The following is a 17,543-nucleotide window of genomic DNA, read 5'->3' as shown; positions in this document are numbered from 1 at the left end:
CCGTTCTTTAGCTCTGAGCTCGCACGCGAGCGGCGCCGAGTTCGGTCAGATGGTATTTCTGGCCATGCTTGATGACCAAGCCGGCCTGCGCCAAGTCATTGAGCGTGCGTGACCAAGTGGGGGCCGAGTTTCCAAACGCCCTCGCCAGATCGGTGGCACCGCACGCTTGATTTTGCGCCAGATAGCCCAGCGCGGCGTTGCCGCGATCGCTTACGAACACGTCCGGTTGTGGCTGCGCATACTGATTTGCTGCATTAGGATACATCATTTGAGCTGCTGGTTGTTGAGAACTCTGCATCGGCGGCATTTGCTGTTGAAAACTTTGAGGCCACTGGTGGTAAGGATGCGGAGGCATCTGCTGGGCCCAGGGGTTGTACTGCTGCTGCGTCATCTGCTGGTACGGCTGCTGATATCCCTGCTGGTACTGCTGCGGGAACTGCTGGCCATACCCCAGTGGCGGCATCTGCTGATATGGATATCCCTGTTGGTACGGCTGATAGCCCATTTGCTGGCCACCCGGTGCCCCCGTCGCCTGCTGCATTGCTGCTGTATCCTGATCCGCCAGCGGCATGGCCTCTGGCACGTTTGGCGGCATCGACATCGACGCCGCCTGGGGCTCTTGTGTAGGAAGCATTCCGGGCTGCTGCATCTGTCCCACGCGGGGCTGCATCTGCTGCGTTGCCATGGGCTGCTGCGCAAAAGCCCCCGGCAGGGGATATGCGGGCTGCTCCGTCTCGGGCCGCACGGCAGCACCGCGCCCGCCGGCGCGTTCGATTTCCTGCACGCGTTTAGGGTCCAGGCTTACCGTAACCACGGTGCCGTTGCCCATGTTGTCCTCGATGGACACGGCCCCGCCGGCGTTTTCCAAATACTCCTGCACCATGGGAAACCCTGCTCCGGTTCCACGGATATAGCGCTTCATCTTGCTGTTTGCGCTGGTAACGCCAAAGTCGAAAGCGCGCTCCTTGTCGTCGATGCCGGGTCCTTGATCAGCAAAGCGGATGGTGTCTCCGCCGTCCAGAATCGAGATGATGGGCTCGGCAAAGTGTGCGTGGATAAAGTTTTCGACAATCTCGCGGATGACCATGAGCGAGATGTGGCCACCTTGCTCTTTCATACACTGGTAGACGGTGTTGGTCGTCTCTTCCAAATACGTGCGGACATCTTGCGGATCAATGACGATCACACGCGGTGTCGACAGCATGTCGTCATAGACGGCGATGCGCGCGGCGTACATGGCTTTTGGCGCCTGCGTGGTCGTCTGCTCGCCTTCCTTACGCTCTTCGCGCACGCCGGTGATGTGCTCGTTGTCGGGTGCCGGGTCTCCGGAATCGACCATGGTGTAAAAGTCGTCAGACATGCCGCTCGCAATCTTTCAAAAGGTTTCGAACAAATAGTAGCTCACCGTGCAATGTTTCTCATCTTTCGACAACTTTTCAAAACCTGTTGAAAACTTTGGAAAACGGACGAAAAGTTCTCAACATTGCCAACATGACCTGTTGAAAACTCGATGAAATATCGTGAAAAGTTGCCATGCACCGCTAAATCGAGCTCGGCTTATGGGGGAACCGTGTGAACTGCGCAACCTTTTACCTTTGATTTCTTGACATTTGAACATTGATTTCCCTACAATCTTCAAGCTCACGTGTCTATATCTGCGTCCGCGCCCCCGCGGACACTCGAAATGCAGCAGGAGGAACTTAAGATGAAGCGTACGTATCAGCCTAATAAGCGTAAGCGTGCCAAGACCCATGGCTTCCGTGCCCGTATGGCCACCAAGGGTGGTCGTGCCGTGCTCGCCCGTCGTCGCGCCAAGGGCCGCAAGCGTCTCACTGTCTAGCAGCGATACACACATCTCGCATGAAGACTATTAAGTCTCGGCAAGATTTCGAGCATGTGTTCAGTCAGGGGCGTCGTTTCAATCACCCTCTGATTCGAATGACCATATGTGAATCGGTTGGCGAAGGCGACTCCGGAAGGGTCGCCTTCGTTGGTGCTAAACGGCTCGGTTGTGCTGTCGTGCGCAACCGTTCTAAGCGTGTGATGCGCGAGGCCGCCCGCAGCTGTGGATTTCCCGTTGCGGGTTATGACATCATCTTGTTCGCAACTCCCAAGACGAGGGTTTCCTCGCCGCAGGAGATGGACAATGCATTGCGTTCGCTTATGAAACGCGCCGGCGTTGCCGGGGAGGAGCGATGAGCAATCACGTTTTGCGACGTGTTGCCATCGCTCCTATTCGCATATATCAACAGGTTATTTCGCCCTTATTGCCTGACGCCTGCATTTATTACCCAACGTGCTCGCAATACGCCGTCCAGGCGATTGAGAAGTACGGTGTTTTGAGAGGCTGCTGGCTTGCCATGAGGCGCATCGCTCGCTGCAATCCCCTGCACGTCGGCGGTTATGACCCTGTGCCCTAGCGGGCACTCGCTATCGGAGGAAAACTTACATGTGGGATTGGATCGTTAACATCCTTTTCGAGCTGCTCAAGCTCATCCAGACCTTTGCGGTCGACTGGGGCCTGTCCATTATCATCCTGGTGGTCATCATCCGTCTGCTGCTGACGCCGCTTATGCTCAAGTCGACTAAGTCGACGGCACGCATGCAGGTGCTGCAGCCCAAGATGCTCGAGATCCAGGAGCGCTATGCCGACGATCCCCAGCGTCAGGCCGAGGAAATGCAGAAGTTCTACAGCGAGAACAAGTTCAACCCGATGGCTGGTTGTCTGCCGCTGTTGATTCAGATGCCTGTCCTGTTCGCCCTATTTACGCTGCTGCGTAACCTACCGGACTACTTTAACGACGGCACGTTCTCGTTCTTTAATATTCTGCCCGACCTGACCACCACGCCGAGTGCCTCCTTTGCCGATGGCTTTATGGTCGCGCTGCCTGCGCTGGTCTGCCTGATCCTGTTCGCTGTCCTGACCCTGATTCCGCAGCTCTATATGTCGCGCAACCAGACCGGCCAGCAGGCTCAGAGCATGCGTATGATGGCCGTTGTCATGACGGTCATGATGCTTTGGATGGGCTGGAGCCTTCCCGTTGGTGTTCTGCTGTACTACGACGTCTCGTCTGCTTGGCAGGTTATCCAGCAGATTTTTGTGACGCAGAAGGTCATCGACAAGGCGAAGGCCGATGAGGAGGAGCGCCTTAAGAACGCGCCGCTGCAGGTTGAGGTCACTCGTCGCGAGAAGAAGCCGCGCCCGCACAAGAAGAAGTAGCGGGATATCAATCTTATTTAGGTACCTAACTTTTGGAGTACGTTATGTCTGAAGAGATCATCGAGGATATGCTTGAGGAGGTTGCCCCGCAGGTCGCGGGCGATTATCCCGAGATTGCACAGCGCTATAAGGCTGGTGAAGAGCTGACCGACGAGGAACTCGACACCATTGCCGATGTCGCGATTTCCATCCTGCGTTCCATCCTTTCGCACTTCGATGCCGCCAACTCTCCTATCGATGAGTATGAGGGCGACGAGGGTGAGCTGATTCTGGATGTAACGGCTCCCGACCTTGCTGTTCTCATTGGCCGTCATGGTCGCACCCTTGATGCCCTTCAGGTTATGTTCTCATTGCTGGTGAGCCGCAAGCTCGGCTTTAGGTATCCTGTTGTAGTGGACGTCGAGGGATACAAGAGCCGCCGTCAGGACAAGGTTGCCTCCATGGCTCAGTCTGCTGCCGAGCGTGCCATCCGCACTCATAAGAGTGTTTCGCTTCCACCCATGAATGCCTACGAGCGCCGACTGGTTCACATTGCACTTCGTGGCAATGACGCCGTCGATACTCATTCTGAGGGTTCTGACCCCGATCGCCATGTGGTGATTGTTGCTCGATAATCTACTCGAGCTTATGCTAAGGGGACGTGGTTTCCACGTCCCCTTTTTTTTGTCAAAAGTTCTCGATACACTGATTTTTGTCAGAAAGGAGCTTTCGTTGTTAGTACTTTCCGATCAGCAGGTTGAAGAGATGTTGAGTCGTCTAACTTCTTATTGCAAAGAGTATTCCTTGAGCGTAACTGATGTTGAGCTGAGAAAATGTATTCAGCATTTGGATTTGGTTCTGGAAACAAATAAGACAACCAATCTTACCCGTATTCTTAACGTAGAAGATGCTGCAGTACTTCATATCCTCGACTCACTTGTTTTGTTTCCCTATATCAATAAGGCTCCTGAGGGAGCATTGCTTGATATGGGAACAGGTGCGGGCTTCCCTGGTATTCCATTAACCATAACCACGCATCGTAGAGCTACTTATATTGACTCTGTTGGCAAGAAGGTTGATGCTGTCAATTCGTTTGTTCATGCTCTTGGATTGAAACATGCTCATGCGGTTCATGATCGCCTTGAAGAATATGCTCGAAGCCATAAGAAGCAGTTCTCTGTCGTAACTGCCCGCGCACTGGCTCCTCTACCGATTCTTGTTGAGTATGCGGCTCCGTTCCTCAAAGATGGAGGGCTATTTGTTATCACCAAGGGTAATCCTTCGGACGAGGAGCTTGCTTCCGGCATGTCAGCAGCGAAGATTTGCGGCTTCACTTTGCTTCTGAATGACGCAATCGATTTGCCTGAGGGCTTGGGCCACAGGGAGTTCATTGTTCTTAAGAAGAGTCATCCAGCATCCGTTTCATTGCCTCGTGCAAATGGCATGGCAAAGAAGAATCCGCTTGCCTAGATGTTTCACGTGAAACATAATGGATACTACAACTTGCAGTGTTTCACGTGAAACATGGCGGTTGATATCGAATCGGAATGTTTCACGTGAAACATCCTCCGTTTGACAGCTTTAATACACACCAGGAGGGACCGTGGGATTTCGCGACGTTAAGCGTTCTAAGAGCGCAAAAGACACGCGTATCATTGCAATCATCAATCAAAAAGGCGGCGTCGGTAAGTCAACGACGGCTGTAAACCTTGCAGCAGCACTGGGTGAGCAGGGTCGTAAGACACTGATTGTCGATTTTGATCCGCAGGGAAACAGTACCAGTGGATTTGGAATTGAAAAAGAAGACCTTGATCACTGCATCTATGATGCATTGTTGAATGATGTGCCGGCAGAATCGCTTGTTCTTGATACAAATTGCAAAAAGGTATTCGTAATTCCAGCTACGATTCAGCTTGCAGGTGCCGAAATTGAGCTCGTAAGCGCAATTGCTCGTGAAACCCGCCTCAAAGATTTGCTTGAGCCGATTCAGGACGAGTTCGATTTTATTTTCATTGACTGTCCTCCTTCGCTCGGCCTGCTTACTATCAATGCCCTGACCGCAGCAGATAGCGTTTTGATTCCAATCCAGTGTGAGTATTACGCACTCGAGGGCGTTACGAAGCTGCTTGAGTCAATGAAGATGGTCAAATCACGTCTGAACAAGGGCTTAGACACCTATGGCGTGCTTATGACCATGTATGACTCACGTACTTCTTTGTCGAATCAGGTTGTTGAGGAAGTTCAATCGTACTTTGGTGATAAGGCGTTTAAGACGCTGATTCCCCGTACGGTTAAAATCTCTGAAGCTCCGTCTTTTGGAGAACCGATAATTACCTATGCACCTCAAAACAAGGGTGCAAAAGCGTATATGAACCTTGCAAAAGAGGTGATCAAGCGTGCCTAGTGCAAAGAAACGTGGTGGATTGGGACGCGGACTCAATGCTTTGGTCTCAGAGGCTGAGTATGAGACCGGTGGTTCTGCTGCATCTGCTTCAAATGCCGCATCTGAAACAAAGCTACCTATTGAGGATATCGTTCCCAACCCTAATCAACCGCGAATTCACTTTAATGAAACTGAACTTCGCGAGTTGAGCGAGTCAATCCAAGAACATGGCGTTTTGCAGCCGCTCTTGGTTCGCAAGCATGGAAACGGTTATGAGATCATCGCTGGTGAGCGTCGTTACCAGGCGTCAAAGCTTGCTGGTCTTGAGGAACTGCCTGTCATCATTAAAAATGTTAATGATGAAGAGATGCTGGCTCTTGCTCTTATCGAAAACCTTCAGCGTTCTGATCTGAATCCCGTCGAAGAGGCTAAGGGCTATCGCCAGCTCATCGATGCTAGCGGTATGACCCAGGAGGCATTGTCGAAGGCAGTAAGCAAGTCACGCTCTGCAATTACAAACTCGCTGCGCCTTCTCGATCTCCCCGAAGTTGTTCAGCAGATGATTTTTGAGGGCAAACTTACTGCTGGACATGCACGTGCGATTCTTGCAGTTCCCTATGAGGATGCTCGAATTCGACTTGCAGAGAAGGTTGTTGCGGAGGGCCTTTCCGTAAGAGCGACAGAAAATCTTGCTCCATTGTTTTCTGCCGGAGAGACGCTTAAGACGCCGAGGCCTGCAACGCCTCAGTCTTTTAAAAAGGCTGCGCGTGTACTTCGTCAGGTATTTAATACCAACGTGCGTGTGAAGAGCTCGCGTGGAAAGAATAAGATCGAGATTGAGTTTAAAGACGAGGAAGAGCTCTCTCGTATTCTTGGCGAAATGATTCAGTTTGATCAAGGAGGCCAAGATGAGGAATAAGATTTTAACGGCGATTGCATTGGCGACGACTGTCGCGGCTGGTGCCTTCGCTGGCTATAAGATCGCGACAGACGATGAACTTCGAGGTCGTTTGCTTCGTGGCGCGCAAGATATCGTTGATACTTCCAAGAAGAAAATGGATGTTATGACAGAAGACGTTGCCATGCGTACAGCTCAGGTAACGAAGAATCCCAAGATTAATCAAGGTTGGGTTAGCAACCAATGGGAAAATGTAGGCTATTAGGTACCTAACAATTACTCAGCATATTCTAAGGGGTCCTTGTCTGATTCATGAGACAAGGACCCCTTATTTTGGCCGTAAAAAATGGGACAGGTAGCAGCTGATTCAAAATTAAGGTCAATAAATGAAACGACCCCGGTTGCATATTCTGCAACCGGGGTCGTTCGATGTTTCACATGAAACGTTTTGGGGTGCGACTCCCCTATGCGTTTTTCTGAACTTTGAAGCGCTGCTTCAGCTGTCCGCAAGCGGCGTCAATATCGTTACCACGGGAGTTACGAATCGTGGCCTCGATGCCACGGGACTCAAGACGACGCTGAAGATCCTCAACCTTATGAATCGGCGACGGCTTGAGCGGGCTGCCCTCGATGTCGTTAAGCTGAATGAGGTTAACGTGGCACAGCGTTCCCTCGCAGAAGTCGCAGAGCGCCTGCATCTCGGGATTCGTATCGTTGACGCCTTCGATCATGGCATACTCATAGGTCGGGCGGCGGCCAGTCTTCTCGGTGTAGAGCTGAAGCGCTTCGTGAAGGCGAAGCAGCGTGTACTTCTTAACACCGGGCATGAGCTTATTGCGCGTCGACTGGATGGCGGAATGCAGGGAAACGGCAAGCGTGAATTGCTCGGGGATGTCGGCAAATTTGCGAATACCGGGAATAACGCCGCTGGTAGAGACGGTGAGGTGACGAGCGCCGATACCGATGCCGTCGGGGTCGTTGAGGATTCGCAGCGCCTTGAGAACCTCGTCGTAGTTGGCAAACGGCTCGCCCTGGCCCATGAAGACAACGCTCGTGGCGCGCTCGCCAAAGTCGTTGGATACATGAAGTACCTGGTCGACGATCTCTTGAGCGGTCAGAGAACGCTTGAGGCCGTTGAGACCGGTAGCGCAAAAGGCGCAGCCCATGCCGCAGCCTGCCTGGGTGGAAACGCAGACGGAAAGCTTGTTGCGACGGGGCATACCGACGGTCTCGACGGAAATGCCGTCGTGGTACTCGAGCAGGTACTTGCGAGAGCCATCTTTGGAAACCTGCTTGGTGAGTTCAGTCGGCGTGTCAAAGGCAAAAGCCTCTTTAAGCTGCTCGCGGAAAGCCTTGGGAAGGTTGGTCATGTCGTCAAACGAACAAACGTTCTTCTCAAAGACCCATTCGATGAGCTGCTTTGCGCGGAAGGCGGGCTGGCCAAGTTCGGCCACGAGCTCGCGAATATCGTTTTGGCTCAAGTCGCGAATGTCCTGAGATTTAGTCCTGGGATTCATGGAAGCCTTTCGATTTTGGGGAAACGTAGAGGGTATCGCTACAATATGGTATCAGCTGCAGAAATTATAGAGGAGGAGTCTGCCCATGCCGGGTAAAAGCCTAGAGAACATGCACGTAGCGGTCTTGGCGGGCGGTCATTCCGCCGAGCGCGAGATCTCGCTCGATTCGGGAAAGAACGTTGTGGTGGCACTGAAGGAAGCCGGCTACACCTCGGTGGAGCTGCTTGACACGGCCGCTGATGACTTTATGGTAACCATGGCGACCGGCGGATTCGATGTGGCATTTATCGCCATGCACGGCGCCGGCGGTGAGGATGGCGCCATGCAGGGTGCCATGGAGACCCTGGGTATCCCCTACACGGCCTCGGGCGTACTTGCCAGCGCCTGCGGTGCCGACAAGGAGGTCTCGAAGCTCCTATACGCCAAGGCGGGCATTCCCATTGCCCCCGGCCTTGCGCTCGAAGTGGGCGATGAAGTCGATATCGATCACGTTGTCGAGGTCTGTGGCGAGCGTTGCTTTGTGAAACCGGCCGTCAACGGTTCCAGCTATGGCATTTCCCTGGTCCACGAGCCCTCCGAGCTGCCTGCGGCTATCGCCAAGGCGTTTGAGTTTGGCGACAAAGTGCTGGTCGAGAAGTGCATCGAGGGTACCGAGATCACCGTCGGCGTATACGGCGAGGATGACGTGCGCGCCCTGCCGATTGTCGAGATCCGTAAGCCCGAGGACTGCGAGTTCTACGATCTGGACGTGAAGTATGTCGACCCTACGGACATCCATCGCATTCCGGCGCAGATTTCGCCCGAGAACTACGCTCGTGCCCAGGAGCTTGCCTGTGCTGCCCATAAGGCACTCGGCTGCCTGGGTATCTCGCGCAGCGATTTTATCGTGAGCGAGGACGGCCCCGTTATCCTCGAGACCAACACGATTCCCGGCATGACCGATACGTCGCTGTATCCGGATGAGATTCGCCACACCGATGACATGACGTTCCCGCAGGTCTGTGACAGCCTGATTCGCATGGGACTTCGTCGAGCGGGCGTTGCATGCTAATCGAGGACGCTGTTTCGTCGGGAACGCCGCAGTTTGTCATCGATTCCTATGCCACGCTTGCCGAGCGCGCCAAAACCCAAGCGTTTGGTCTCATCGAGGAAGATGTTATCGTCCTCGATACCGAGACCACGGGTCTTTCGGTGCAGGACAACGAGCTGATCGAGATCTCGGCGGCCCGTCTTTCGGGCCGCGAGGTCGTCGACCGCTTCGATACCTTCGTGCATCCCAGGCAGCTGATTCCCGCCGAGATTACCGAGCTCACGAGCATTACAAACGCCGATGTGGCAGATGCCCCGTCGGCCGTTGAGGCTGTCGCCGCTCTCGCCGATTTTGTCGGCGGCTGCCCGGTGATCGCACATAACGCCACCTTCGACCGCTCGTTTATCGAGTCGGTCAAGGGCGGCGTCAACGTCAGTGACATCTGGATCGATTCGTTGGCACTGTCGCGCATCGCGCTTCCGCGCCTGGCCTCGCATAAGCTGTCTTTCATGGCCGACCTGTTTGGCTGCGACTCGGTGTCGCATCGCGCCAACGCCGATGTCGACGCCTTGTGTGGTGTGTGGCGCGTGTTACTCGTGGCGCTCACCGACTTGCCTCAGGGCTTGATGGCGCGCCTGGCCGACATGTACCCCGACGTACCCTGGTCCTATCGTCCCATCTTCTCCTTCTTGGCGGGACAGAACCCCGGTTCCATCTTCTCTCTCAGCGCCGCCCGCGCCGACGTTCTCAAGGCCGATCGGGCCGATGATCGCGTTGATGCGGACGAGCTACCGGTCCTTAAGATGCCGAGCCGCGAGGAAATCGAGGCGGACTATGCCCCGGGCGGCCTGGTCAATCGCATGTATCCCACCTACGAGCCGCGCGATGAGCAGATCGCGATGGCGCTCGAGGTCCGTGACGCGCTCGTTACGGGAACGCATCGCGTGATTGAGGCGGGGACGGGCGTCGGCAAATCGATGGCTTACCTGGTGCCTTTTGCCGAGGCCGCGCGACGCAACAACATCACGGTGGGTATCGCGACTAAATCGAATAATCTTGCCGACCAGCTCATGTATCACGAGCTGCCCAAACTTGCTGAGCAGCTGGACGGAGGCCTATCGTTTTGCGCCCTCAAGGGCTATGACCACTATCCATGCTTGCGCAAGCTTGAGCGCATGAGCCGCGGCCAAGTCGAAATTACGACTAAGCGTGATCCTGCCGACACGCTTACGGCAGTCGCGGTCATCATGGCGTACGTGTGTCAGTCGGCCGATGGCGACCTCGACTCGCTCGGCATTCGCTGGCGCAGCGTCAACCGTCCCGACTTTACGACGGCGTCGCGCGAGTGCGCCCGTCGCCTATGCCCGTTTTTCCCCGATAAATGCCTAGTCCACGGCGCCCGCCGTCGCGCGGCGCATGCCGATGTGGTGGTCACCAACCATTCCCTGCTGTTCCGCAATGTTGCGGCCGAGGGCAGAATCTTGCCCCCGATTCGTCATTGGGTAATCGACGAGGCCCATTCCATCGAGCGCGAGGCACGCCGTCAATGGGCGCGCGTGGTGTCGGCGGACGAATCACGCGTTCTGTTTGAGCGTCTGGGTGGCTCGAGCACCGGCGCGCTAAGCCAGGTTTCCCGTGATTTGGCAACCTCCGAGGGCTCTACGCTCTATCTGGGCCTTACTGCCAAGGCGACGTCGACGGTTGCGCGCGCGAGCATGGCGATCGCCGGCGTGTTCGATGGCGTTCGCGAGCTCGGTCGCCGTGCCCGTGGGGGCTATGACAATGCCAATCTATGGATTGGCCCCGAGCTGCGCGAATCTGACGACTGGCATGATTTCTTACAGTCGGCCTACGCTACCATCGGCACATTGGAACAAGCTGACAAGAGCGTCGACGCGCTGGTACAAGCCGTCGCCGCCGACAAGCCCGAGGTTGTTGTCGACCTGGGTGATATCTCGCGCCGCCTGCACGAGCTGGCCGAGAACCTCAAGCTCATCATTGACGGCACCGATGAACACTACGTGTATTCGCTGCAGGTCAATCGCAGGCTGCGTGCCGGCGGCGAGTCGATGACCGCGGAGCGCATCGATATTGGCGAGGCCTTGGCAACCGAGTGGCTGCCCGAGGTTCACACGGCTATCTTTGCCTCGGCGACCATGACGGTGTCCAAAAGCTTTGAACACTTTAACCATGCGGTCGGCCTCGATCGCATCGGTGCTTCAACATCCTCATCGCTGCACTTGGACTCGAGCTACGACTTCGATTCGAACATGGCTGTAGTCGTTGCGGGCGATATCCCCGATCCGCGCGATCGTGAGAGCTATCTTACGGCGCTCGAGCGCGTGCTGGTCGACGCTCATCTTGCCATGGGCGGCTCGGTGCTCACGCTGTTCACCAACAGGCGTGACATGGAGGAGCTGTACGATCGCGTCGAGCCCAAGATGGCTCGTGCGGGCCTGGAACTCAACTGCCAGCAGCGCAACTCATCTCCTCGTCGCCTGCGCGACCGGTTTATCAACGAGCCAACCTCATCGCTTTTTGCGCTTAAGGCCTTCTGGGAGGGGTTTGACGCCAGCGGCGAGACGCTGCGCTGCGTCATCATTCCCAAGCTGCCGTTCTCGAGCCCCACGGACCCGCTCTCGTGCGAGCGCAACCTGCGCGAAGACCGCGCTTGGGCGCGCTATTCGCTGCCTGAGGCAGTGCTCGAGGTCAAGCAGGCGGCCGGCCGCCTTATCCGCTCGTCGACCGATTGCGGCGTGCTGATTCTGGCCGACCCGCGCCTGGTGACGAAGGGCTACGGAAAGAAGTTCTTAACGTCGCTGCCCACGAGCTCCTACCAGCGCATCGAATCGGCGCAGATCGGGCACTATCTACAGCTGTGGCGTGCACGCCACGAGCGGCGGCGCTAAAGCGGACAGATGAGGGTTTTTGCCATATCGCACAGACGCTTTGACAGGGCGGGGTCATCCAAGATGCGGATGGCTCCGCCCGCTGCGATTATCTGGCTCAGCAGCCAACGCTCGGAGCCGTAATGTACGGTTACCGTTGCCATGTCTGTCCCGCTGCGCTCGATGAGGGTGATGCCGGCCCAGTCCAGATGCTCCGCCATATCGAATGGCATCAAGAGCTTTGCGCTACGCTGCGTCCGGGCAAGGGAATCGTGGAGGGATGCAACGTCCGGTGCGTGAGGCACGACGGAGTCTTCCGTCAAGGCGAGTCCCTCGATTTTATCCATGCGATAGGTGCGCTGCTCATCGACCGCGATGTCCCAGGCAATCAGATATGTTTGGTCGCCGTTTGCTGTAATGCGCAAGGGGTCGACCAGACGCTCGCGTGGCCGCGCATCGTCCATCGAGCGATACGAGATACGACAGCGAACACCGTCCTGAATGGCGCAGCTCAGCTGCTGCCAGTGCGACCCGTGGTTGACGGTGTCAAAGACGTGCTGGTTATAGCCGAGCTCTTCGGGTAGAAGAGCATGTCGAATTCGAGCCGCCGCCTGGGGCTCGATCCCCAACGATTCAAGTTCGTGGTTGAGCACAGCGCCCTCGGCGGCACTCAGGCGCAGCGGTAGTACACGCCCGGCGTCACCGGTGAGGACCACGCGCTCGCCGTGGCATTCGCAGATGATACGCGCACCCGATTCTCGGTCCGCGAGCGTCGAGACGATCTCGAGAATCTCGTCGAGCGACGCCCCCGTGATGTCAAAGCGACTGCAAATCTCGGTTCGTGTCATGCCGCTCTCGCCGGCGGCGTAGAGGGCCTCCATGATGTCGATGGCGCGCGAGAGCCTCTGCTCGCTGGTGAGTTTACGCACGGGCATGCTCGTGCACCGTCCTTTCAATGAGGTGGTTCCACGCCTGCTTGAGCGATTTGGGGGCCATGGGCCTCATGCCGTCCATGGCGTGGGCCATGCAAAATGAGGCGGCGGCTTCAAGATCGCGCACGTCAACGGTCCAAGTCCATCCCGAATCGGTGTGTGCGAGCTCACCTCGCCCGCGCGTGAGGCCGTTGATCATATCGATCTGCGTCTGCGGGGCGAACGAGAACGTAGCCGCAACGGGCGGGCGGTCGGCAAAATCGAATTCAAAGAACAGGTAGTCGTTGAGATTGAAGTCTGCAGGGATGGCGTAGGCCTTCGAAGGACGCCAAGCGCGAACGATACGGTCGCAGCGGAATGTCCTGATGTCGTCGGTGGCATTGTCGAGGCCGCAGAAGTACGCAACGCCCTCGCGCTCGAACATGCCGTAGACGCAGACGGTACGCTCTTTCTGCTCACCGCGTCCGTTCTGATATAAAAATCGCAGCGCGCATCGCTCGGCAAAGGCGCTCCATACCGCATCGACGGTGGGAGAGCGGCGGATCGGTGCTTCGTCCGCCGTCGTCCTGCCGGTGAGGTAGGCAATCTTGGAACGAATATCGGCAAGCGGCGCGGCAAAAGTGGATGAGCCGGCCGCTATTGTCTGGTCGATAGCGTTGAGCAGGATATCGGCGTCGTCTGCGGTGATGAGGCCGCCTGCCGCAAACGTGTGCTCGCGGTCGATTGTCCATGAGCTTTCCTCGGTCTCCTGCGCGCCGGCGGGGCGAACCTCCTTGATTAAGATGCCGCGTTCGAGCAGTTTGTCACGATCGCGCCGAAACTTGCGCTTATCCGAGTCGATATTGCCCGAGCCATATCCCAGGTCAGAATCCAAGACGATCTGCTCGGTCGTCAGCGGTTCGGGGGAGCTGTTGAGCACAAAGAAAAGATTGAGGATGCGCTGAGCCGTTTTATCGAAACTGGGCTCCGAATTCCCCTTTTTAATTGTCGCGGTCGCGTCGCTTGCCGTCATAGAGTCCTCGCATGAGAAGGTGGTTTGCTGCCATGATTTTAGTCCGATATGGAGATTAGGCTATATCCTTGTCCGCTCGGGGCGTTAAGATGGCCCGAATTCGGTCGTTTGCGCTCGCTCGGGGTATACTTTCGACTATATACGGTTCTAATGTGCATGCATTGGGCCTATTTGTCGGATTATGGATGTGGAGCGCACATGGCGAACACCCAGAACTATATTAACCACCTGCTGCAGAACACCGGCATCACGCCGGCATGCAGCGAAGAAGAGCGCTTGGCTGCCGAGGATATCGCTCAGATCTTCCGCAACCACGGCTTTGATCCCGAGGTTCAGGAGTTCAATGCCCCGGCGCCCAGCAGGTTGGCATTTGCCGTTACCGGTATTCTTGCGTTTGCCGGCGCCCTGCTGATGGGCATCGGTGGCGGCATCGGCTTGGTCGGCACCTTGCTGGCCATTGTCGGCGCCGTTCTTTACGTGCTCGAGCGCACGGGCCACCCCGTGGTTTCGCGCCTGGGCAAGACGGGCGTGAGCCAAAATGTCATCGCCTACCACAAGGCCTCGGGCCCGCTCGCGTCTCCGCGCAACCGCCCGGTGGTCGTTGTCGCACACTACGACTCTCCCCGTGCTGAGCTGCTCGCCCGCGAGCCCTATGCTTCGTATCGTGCGCTCATCGCCAAGCTGTTGCCCGTTGCCACGGTTGCCCCTGCTGCCGTTGCCATCTTGCGTATCCTGCCGCTCCCCGGCGCGCTCAAGGTTCTGCTGTGGATTGTCGCGATCCTCGCTTCCCTCGTTGCGCTCGCCAACGCGGCAAACATCATTTCTAACCGTTTTGTGCTTCCCTATACGTCCGGCGCAGTGTGCAACAAGTCTTCTGTCGCCGCTATGCTCGGCGTTATGGACAACGTTGCTCCCTTCCAGGGCGAAAACGAGTTTCCCGACGATGTTCCGTTCGATACCTATTTTGGGGAGCAGAAGCGTCGTGCCGAGGAGATGGCGCGCGCAGCAGCGGAGTATGCCGCGGCCCAACAGCAAAACGACTACGGCAACACCATCGAGTATGAAGAGCCTACCTACGCCGAGGACGAGTTCGGTCAGCCGATTGCTCCCGACGCTCAGACCGAGCCCGAACAGGGCGAGGCTTTCGACGAGCAGATCGAGGGCTTTGAGGGTGCGTCTGCCGACGAGACGCTGATTGGCGCCATCGTGCCCGAGGATCAGAATCAGGCTGTCCAGGCCGAAGAGTTCAATGACGAGGTTCCCACTGCCGAGCCGGCGGAGGAGCCTGTCGCGGCCGAGCCCGAGCCCAGGCTCTATCGCAATGCCGCCGGCAACATCCGCTTTGGTTCGGATGCCATCCGTGCGCTCGGAATGCTTCCCGAGTCCTGCACGCTCGATTACGAGGAAGGCGAGGAGCCGACGTTTGAGCCCGAGCCTGCCCCCGTCGTGACTGCATCTGCGCCCGTTGTCGCCGTGGATGATGAGTCTGCCGCGGTTGCCGCTGCCGTTGCCGAGCCCGAGGCGGTGTCCGCGATCGATCCCGCGGCAGGACTGGACATTTTGGCTCCCGCCGCGCCGGCGCAAGACGTTACGGACGAGCCTGACGACGATTACGCTGAACAGCCGAGGCGCGTGTCTTACGAGAGCGATACTGATTTCTCGGCCGAGATTCCCGCGGCAACGCCCCATGCCGATATTGCATCCGCGTTCTCTTCGATTGGCGCCAGCGCTTCCAACTTCTTTAAGGGTGCGCTTGCAAAGGGCAGGAAATTTGTCGACGATTTCGAGGGGAAGCGCGCTGCCGCACGCGAGGCTGCCGAGCAGGAGGCTATCGCTCAGCAGCAGGCAGCCGAGGCGGCACGTGAGCGCGCGGCGCAAGAGTTCGAGCAGAACGAGGCTATGCAGTCCGTGCCTGTCGACGCCGCCGAAGCTACGACGTCCTTTGAGTCCCAGCAACCGGCGTCCGCGGATGTTGTTGAGGCGACGACGTCTTTCGAGGCTCAGCAGCACGTCGATAGCACCATGTCGTTTGATGCCGCGCAGTTCGATTCCACGATAACGTTTGAAAAGCAAGGCACCGCGATTGCCGAGCCCCTTCCTGTTTCCGATGAGCAGGGCGACGCGGCAGACGATGACGAGCCTATTGATGCTGCCGAAATCCAAGATGCCGCCGAGGACGAGCCCGTCGAGGCCAACTGTGACGAAGAGCAATACGCGGCAGCCGAGCAAGATGATTCGACCGAGGTCGAGCAGGAGGAAGTGCCTGCGGTTTCCGAGGCTCCCGAGACAGATGAGTCGAGGCCTTACTCCACGCAGATTTTCACCATGCCGGCCCCGAGTGGTTCCGGTGCCACGGTTGCCGATGTTGCTCCCACCCAGGACGAAACGATCGATTCCCTTATGGCCCAGATTTCCTCCCAGGCATCACCACGTCCGCAGATGAATGTTCCCGATCCGGCGTCGGCTCCGTCGCCTGCACCTTCCTCGTCTCCGCTAGCTTCGGTCCCCGATCCGTCGCTGCCGTCGATGAAGCAGGCAAACGTTGCGTCTCGCACGTCGCTGTTCGACCTTCCCGACCCCTCCGCACAGGTCAACGACCCCTTTGCTACCGCTCAGGGTCCCGAACCCACATCGGCACCCGTTGCGCCTCCTAGGCCCGTTGCGTCGGGCGCACAGCCGATCGAGACCATTTCGGCTCCCGCCCCGGCGGCACCCAAGTCTCGCAAGCGCGGCCTGGGCGGCCTGTTCGGTCGTAAAAAGAAAAACGAACAGGACAGCATGAGTGACTGGCTGGGCGTCGAAGACGATTACGATGCCAAGAAGTCCGGTCGCGGCATCGGTTCGTGGGATAATTTCGAGGACGATAACGATGGCTGGAAGGGCGGCGCTACGTCTTCCGACGGCGCTTCTTCCGAAGATATGCTCTCGGCTGTTGCCTCTATGGGTGACGATGAGCTGCTCGGTCACGATATCTGGTTTGTGGCAACGGGCGCCTCGGATTGTGATGGCGCCGGTATGAAGGCCTTCTTGGCTTCGCATCGCGATAAGCTCCGCGGCGTATTCTTCATCAATCTTGAATCCGTCGGCGCCGGTAGGCTTTCGGTGGTGACGGTTGAGGGCGAACAGCAGCTGCTCAAGGGCGATCGCCGCATCATGAACCTGGTCAGCAAGGTGTGCAAGTCGTTCCATGTCGATTGTGGCGCGCTCGAGATGCCCTATGCCAAGACCGATGCCTATGCCGCGCTCGAGGCGAGCCGCCGAGCCCTCACCATCGCCGGCGTGGACGGCACGCGCCTGGCTTGTGCTCGTACCGAGGACGACCTGCCCCACAATGTCAACCCGACGAACATTGCCACGGTATCCGAGGTCGTGACCGAGGTTATCCGCCGTTCGTAGACGGAGCTCTAAGGAGTCAACGTGTTTTCGTATATTAAGCGCCATTGGCCTGTCTACGTGATTTTGACCTTGATTGCCATTGCGTTAGGGTTTGGAGCTGCCTACATCGTGGGCGCGAAGGGCTCGACCCCCGCCTCCGCAATCAGCGAAGAGGTGGAGCAAGAACAGAGCACGGGCGCCGATGGGATTCCTGAGTCCGAGCAGGCAATCGTTGATGGTGGATCTTCGTCTGCAGAGTAGATGCGGCGATTTAGATGATTGAAAGCGGGCGAGCCGGGGGACTGGCTC

The 17,543-nt window shown here is 57.1% G+C and carries 17 protein-coding genes; 13 read left to right on the top strand and 4 right to left on the bottom strand.

Going from position 1 to position 17,543, the window contains the following annotated elements:
• Positions 1-7 precede the first annotated feature (7 nt).
• On the bottom strand, positions 8-1,360 hold the full coding sequence (locus DWX63_RS09320; protein ID WP_117843535.1) for an ATP-binding protein: 1,353 nt from the start codon (positions 1,358-1,360) through the stop codon (positions 8-10).
• A gap of 345 nt (positions 1,361-1,705) precedes the next feature.
• Here DWX63_RS09320 and rpmH point away from each other — a divergent pair, with 345 nt between their 5' ends.
• From rpmH to DWX63_RS09275, 9 genes are all read left to right on the top strand, one after another.
• Entirely contained in the window at positions 1,706-1,840 is a 135-nt protein-coding gene (gene rpmH / locus DWX63_RS09315) for a 50S ribosomal protein L34 (RefSeq protein WP_019127408.1), read from the top strand.
• A 20-nt stretch (positions 1,841-1,860) separates the two neighbouring features.
• Positions 1,861-2,199, top strand: a complete 339-nt coding sequence (gene rnpA, locus DWX63_RS09310) for a ribonuclease P protein component (RefSeq protein ID WP_082435526.1) — start codon at positions 1,861-1,863, stop codon at positions 2,197-2,199.
• Positions 2,196-2,420: a membrane protein insertion efficiency factor YidD gene (gene yidD / locus DWX63_RS09305; protein ID WP_117843534.1), complete on the top strand. Its 225-nt coding sequence runs from the start codon at positions 2,196-2,198 to the stop codon at positions 2,418-2,420. The genes rnpA and yidD overlap by 4 nt, the downstream gene beginning before the upstream one ends.
• 29 nt (positions 2,421-2,449) lie before the next feature.
• The gene (locus tag DWX63_RS09300) at positions 2,450-3,220 is read left to right on the top strand and encodes a YidC/Oxa1 family membrane protein insertase (RefSeq protein WP_055251326.1); all 771 of its coding nucleotides are present in this window, start codon (positions 2,450-2,452) and stop codon (positions 3,218-3,220) included.
• A 44-nt stretch (positions 3,221-3,264) separates the two neighbouring features.
• A complete protein-coding gene (locus DWX63_RS09295) occupies positions 3,265-3,834 on the top strand; it encodes a R3H domain-containing nucleic acid-binding protein (RefSeq protein WP_022093802.1) in 570 nt (189 codons plus the stop codon).
• Between the two features lie 97 nt (positions 3,835-3,931).
• On the top strand, positions 3,932-4,669 hold the full coding sequence (gene rsmG / locus DWX63_RS09290; protein WP_233514527.1) for a 16S rRNA (guanine(527)-N(7))-methyltransferase RsmG: 738 nt from the start codon (positions 3,932-3,934) through the stop codon (positions 4,667-4,669).
• A 133-nt stretch (positions 4,670-4,802) separates the two neighbouring features.
• Positions 4,803-5,603, top strand: coding sequence for a ParA family protein (locus DWX63_RS09285; RefSeq protein ID WP_117843533.1), 801 nt, complete (start codon positions 4,803-4,805; stop codon positions 5,601-5,603).
• Positions 5,596-6,501 carry a ParB/RepB/Spo0J family partition protein gene (locus DWX63_RS09280; protein WP_199411183.1) on the top strand — a complete coding sequence of 302 codons (906 nt, stop codon included), beginning with the start codon at positions 5,596-5,598 and terminating at the stop codon, positions 6,499-6,501. Before DWX63_RS09285 ends, DWX63_RS09280 begins: the two co-directional genes overlap by 8 nt.
• Positions 6,491-6,745, top strand: a complete 255-nt coding sequence (locus tag DWX63_RS09275) for a hypothetical protein (protein ID WP_022093798.1) — start codon at positions 6,491-6,493, stop codon at positions 6,743-6,745. Before DWX63_RS09280 ends, DWX63_RS09275 begins: the two co-directional genes overlap by 11 nt.
• A 199-nt stretch (positions 6,746-6,944) precedes the next feature.
• Here the strand turns inward: DWX63_RS09275 and rlmN are convergent, their stop codons facing one another.
• Positions 6,945-7,997, bottom strand: coding sequence for a 23S rRNA (adenine(2503)-C(2))-methyltransferase RlmN (gene rlmN / locus DWX63_RS09270; RefSeq protein WP_117843532.1), 1,053 nt, complete (start codon positions 7,995-7,997; stop codon positions 6,945-6,947).
• Positions 7,998-8,082: 85 nt separating this feature from the next.
• Between rlmN and DWX63_RS09265 the strand changes: the two genes are divergently transcribed.
• Positions 8,083-9,048 (top strand): D-alanine--D-alanine ligase, encoded by a 966-nt coding sequence (locus tag DWX63_RS09265; RefSeq protein ID WP_117843531.1) that lies wholly within the window; start codon positions 8,083-8,085, stop codon positions 9,046-9,048.
• On the top strand, positions 9,042-11,936 hold the full coding sequence (locus DWX63_RS09260; RefSeq protein WP_117843530.1) for a helicase C-terminal domain-containing protein: 2,895 nt from the start codon (positions 9,042-9,044) through the stop codon (positions 11,934-11,936). Before DWX63_RS09265 ends, DWX63_RS09260 begins: the two co-directional genes overlap by 7 nt.
• Here DWX63_RS09260 and DWX63_RS09255 read toward each other — a convergent pair.
• Both DWX63_RS09255 and DWX63_RS09250 read right to left on the bottom strand, forming a co-directional pair.
• Positions 11,933-12,850, bottom strand: coding sequence for a YafY family protein (locus DWX63_RS09255; protein WP_117843529.1), 918 nt, complete (start codon positions 12,848-12,850; stop codon positions 11,933-11,935). The genes DWX63_RS09260 and DWX63_RS09255 overlap by 4 nt on opposite strands.
• Positions 12,837-13,859, bottom strand: coding sequence for a YafY family protein (locus tag DWX63_RS09250; protein WP_117647825.1), 1,023 nt, complete (start codon positions 13,857-13,859; stop codon positions 12,837-12,839). The genes DWX63_RS09255 and DWX63_RS09250 overlap by 14 nt, the downstream gene beginning before the upstream one ends.
• Positions 13,860-14,057: 198 nt before the next feature.
• Here DWX63_RS09250 and DWX63_RS09245 point away from each other — a divergent pair, with 198 nt between their 5' ends.
• Entirely contained in the window at positions 14,058-17,255 is a 3,198-nt protein-coding gene (locus DWX63_RS09245) for a hypothetical protein (RefSeq protein ID WP_117843528.1), read from the top strand.
• A gap of 21 nt (positions 17,256-17,276) precedes the next feature.
• Positions 17,277-17,495: a hypothetical protein gene (locus DWX63_RS09240; protein ID WP_022094153.1), complete on the top strand. Its 219-nt coding sequence runs from the start codon at positions 17,277-17,279 to the stop codon at positions 17,493-17,495.
• The last annotated feature ends 48 nt before the right edge of the window (positions 17,496-17,543 follow it).

Origin of the sequence: Collinsella sp. AF20-14LB, from assembly GCF_003459505.1 — a bacterium.
GTDB lineage: Bacteria > Actinomycetota > Coriobacteriia > Coriobacteriales > Coriobacteriaceae > Collinsella.
This window is presented reverse-complemented; position numbering and strand designations above follow the sequence as displayed.

Coding starts and splice junctions, on each gene's coding strand:
- DWX63_RS09320 (WP_117843535.1), bottom strand. CDS start 1,360: ATGTCTGACGACTTTTACACCATGGTCGATTCCGGAGACCCGGCACCC.
- rpmH (WP_019127408.1), top strand. CDS start 1,706: ATGAAGCGTACGTATCAGCCTAATAAGCGTAAGCGTGCCAAGACCCAT.
- rnpA (WP_082435526.1), top strand. CDS start 1,861: ATGAAGACTATTAAGTCTCGGCAAGATTTCGAGCATGTGTTCAGTCAG.
- yidD (WP_117843534.1), top strand. CDS start 2,196: ATGAGCAATCACGTTTTGCGACGTGTTGCCATCGCTCCTATTCGCATA.
- DWX63_RS09300 (WP_055251326.1), top strand. CDS start 2,450: ATGTGGGATTGGATCGTTAACATCCTTTTCGAGCTGCTCAAGCTCATC.
- DWX63_RS09295 (WP_022093802.1), top strand. CDS start 3,265: ATGTCTGAAGAGATCATCGAGGATATGCTTGAGGAGGTTGCCCCGCAG.
- DWX63_RS09275 (WP_022093798.1), top strand. CDS start 6,491: ATGAGGAATAAGATTTTAACGGCGATTGCATTGGCGACGACTGTCGCG.
- rlmN (WP_117843532.1), bottom strand. CDS start 7,997: ATGAATCCCAGGACTAAATCTCAGGACATTCGCGACTTGAGCCAAAAC.
- DWX63_RS09265 (WP_117843531.1), top strand. CDS start 8,083: ATGCCGGGTAAAAGCCTAGAGAACATGCACGTAGCGGTCTTGGCGGGC.
- DWX63_RS09260 (WP_117843530.1), top strand. CDS start 9,042: ATGCTAATCGAGGACGCTGTTTCGTCGGGAACGCCGCAGTTTGTCATC.
- DWX63_RS09255 (WP_117843529.1), bottom strand. CDS start 12,850: ATGCCCGTGCGTAAACTCACCAGCGAGCAGAGGCTCTCGCGCGCCATC.
- DWX63_RS09250 (WP_117647825.1), bottom strand. CDS start 13,859: ATGACGGCAAGCGACGCGACCGCGACAATTAAAAAGGGGAATTCGGAG.
- DWX63_RS09245 (WP_117843528.1), top strand. CDS start 14,058: ATGGCGAACACCCAGAACTATATTAACCACCTGCTGCAGAACACCGGC.